The following is a 2,969-nucleotide window of genomic DNA, read 5'->3' as shown; positions in this document are numbered from 1 at the left end:
TTTAATATTTTTAATTATTTTTCACTATTTCTGTCTTTTAAATTTTTAAAATTTTCAGATTTTAATTATTTGCTTATTTTAGGTTTTGTTTTTAATTTAAAGTTCATATAATTATTAATAAACGTCTTTACAGCAATTATAGTCCCTGCAAGACTTGCAAAGTAAAAATAAGTTCGTTTTATCCTCCTCAGTTCAACGAATAATGGTGCGAATGAAGAAGGAATGCAGTTAAAAACAGAAAAATAAAGAGGAATAGGTCAAAGGCAAGAGTTGAAGGCGATTTGTAGTATTCCAAAATAAAAAAGGGAGTCCTCATTGGAGAGAAAAACAGAGGAAAGAATAAACTTAAGACGCAGTTGCATAAAATTAAACAACTTGTAAAATGAAAAAGAGAACAATAAAGAGGATTTAATAAATTTTCAGTGAAAGAGAATCCCTAAAAACAAATTGCAGCTTAAAGCAACAGTTTTCTAAATCCAATAATTAAAATTAGTTTTGCCAGACTCCCTGAAAGGAAAAAGAAAACAAGATTGAAAACAAAGTTTTTAAAAAGAGAGCTGATGTCATTTTAGATAGCTTTATATATTAGCATCTCCGTATAAGTACTGCTGGGAAAATTTTTCCAGATAGTTTTCAGGGGTGATTGTATTCTTGTTTTTGTTGTATATGATATTTCAGACAATGGCACCAGGTCTCATTTTATTAAAAGATTGCAGCATTTCGGTTTGAGAAGAGTTCAAAAATCAGTTTTCAGCGGATTTCTCAATCTAAGCCAAAGGCTGGATCTTGCAAGCGAATTTGATGAATTTTTATCCAGTGAGAAGGATAGCATTATGCTTATTCCAACTTGCGATTCATGTGCTAATTCTATTTTAACTGACGGCGAATTAAAGATGCCTCATGAAAGCGAATATGAGTTTTTATAAGCTCTGAATTTAATTATTTTAAAACAGGATTTTTTTTTAAAATTGAAACTCACTTGCTGATTGGAGAATTTTTTAAAATTCAAACTCACTTGCTGAATGGAGAATTTTTTTTAAAATTGAAACTCACTTACTGAATGGAGAAATCATATGAGAATAATAGTAGACGGTTTTGGAAAAACAGTAGCAAAAAGAGATAATCAAATAGTAATCAAGGAAAACGGAAAGGAAGAGGATTATTTTGTAATAGATGAAATATCACAGATATTGATTACAGGCAAGGGATCAATCACATTTGATGCAATGTCCTTGCTTGCTGAGCATGAAGTGGATTGCGTATCCATCAATTGGAAGGGGCATGTTGACTACAGGCTCTCTGCTCCGGATAGAAAGAATGCGATTGTAAGAAAGGAGCAGTATTTCGCATTGGCTGATGAGAGAAGCGGCCATCTTGCAAAGGCATTCATCAAGGCCAAGATTGAAAACCAAAGGGCTTTTTTAGGAACCCTTGCAAAGTCAAGGGAAGATAATGATTTGATTTTAAGGGGAAGATACAATCTTACAAGCCATCTGGAAAGGCTTGAAGGGATTCCAGATGGAAAATCAGATGATGTCAGAAGCAGCATAATGGGGATTGAAGGTTTATCCAGCGCTGAATACTGGTCTGCAATAAGCCATGTTGTTGATGAGAAGTGGGGATTTGCAAACAGGTCAGGCAGATATGCTACAGATCCTATAAATTCTCTTTTGAATTATGGATATGCAGTGCTGGAGAGTGAGATATGGAAAAGCATTTATCTTGCAGGTCTTGACCCCTACTGCGGATTTCTCCATAGCGAGAGGTACGGCAGGGCAAGTCTTGTTTTTGATTTGATTGAGGAGTTCCGCCAGCAAGTGGTTGACAAGACTGTTCTTTCCATTGTTAACAAGAAAAGCGTAAGTCTGGAAGACTTTGAATTCAGTAATAATGCTGTCATTATCAAGGACAAGGCAAGAAGACTGATCATTTCAAAGATTCTTGACAAATTGGGTTCTAAGATTCAGTTCAATGGATCCAACAGGTCATATTTTGATATCATTGAGTATCAGGGTAGGCAGATTGCTAATTATCTTACAAACTCACAAGACTACATTGGATTTTCATTAAGGTGGTGATTTCCACATTTTTTTATTATTTTTTCCTTAGGGAATTTTTTTTGCTTTTTTTTTAATTATCCGGGGTGTGGTTTTAGCTATTTTTTCTTAAAAGTATTATTAATTTTTTAAATTTTAATTTTTCTGCGGTGATTTTTTAGCTATTTTTCTTAAAAAAATTATTAATTTTTTTTAAATTGATTTTTATTTATTGCTTTTTTTTAGTTATTTTTCTTAACTATAATCCTTAATTTTTTAAATTTAAATAGCCTCATTTATATAATGTACAAATATATGCATTGTTTGATAACTTACATACAAATTCCTGCTATATTTCAAATGCATATTTTTTAAAAATCCTATTTCTCAAAGTTCATTAGCTATTTTCCATTTCTTAAAAACAAGCATATGATTTGTTTTAATAAAATTTCAACCATATTTTTTTATCTTTTTTAAAAAATCAAGAATTTTTAAAAATTTTCATCGTTTTAAAGCCACTTTTATCAATTTTCATTTTTTCCTATTTTGTGCAAATGCCCTCTTTTTTTAAATTTTTCAATAATTTTCAATATTTAACAAGTTTTTCAAAAATCATTTTTTGACTTTATTTTTTCATTTTTCACTATATTTTTTAATTATTTCATTTTTTGAATAATTTTTTATCATTTTTTAGAAGTTTACATTATTTTTGATAGGATTTTTCAATAGAAACTTTTTTATATTAATTGTGCAATACTATATAAATAGGAGTTCTATTTTTTAACTTGCACAAAAGCTCCTAAAATCAATGCAATATTTCGAATATTTGACCACATTTAGGGCAAATTTCGGAGCTATTGCAAAACACTGTCCACTAAAACAAGGATTGCGACTCCTCCGATTCTGGCCTGTAACCTATTGCTTCTTCACCAT

General features: G+C 30.6%; 2 protein-coding genes. Both read left to right on the top strand.

Annotated elements, in window-relative coordinates:
* Positions 1-605: 605 nt before the first annotated feature.
* The gene (cas2, locus tag Q0138_RS02010; protein ID WP_346662263.1) at positions 606-926 is read left to right on the top strand and encodes a CRISPR-associated endonuclease Cas2; all 321 of its coding nucleotides are present in this window, start codon (positions 606-608) and stop codon (positions 924-926) included.
* A 147-nt stretch (positions 927-1,073) separates the two neighbouring features.
* Complete coding sequence (gene cas1 / locus Q0138_RS02005; protein ID WP_297980187.1) at positions 1,074-2,078, top strand: CRISPR-associated endonuclease Cas1; 1,005 nt, start codon at positions 1,074-1,076, stop codon at positions 2,076-2,078.
* Positions 2,079-2,969: the final 891 nt, after the last annotated feature.

The sequence above is a fragment of the uncultured Methanobrevibacter sp. genome (assembly GCF_937906425.1).
Classification (GTDB): Archaea; Methanobacteriota; Methanobacteria; order Methanobacteriales; family Methanobacteriaceae; genus Methanobrevibacter.
The sequence above is the reverse complement of the archived record's forward strand: the minus strand, read 5'-3'. Positions and strand labels throughout refer to the sequence as shown.

What these genes read in the sequence shown, in the direction of transcription:
- cas1 (WP_297980187.1), top strand. Translation starts at nt 1,074, where the DNA reads ATGAGAATAATAGTAGACGGTTTTGGAAAAACAGTAGCAAAAAGAGAT.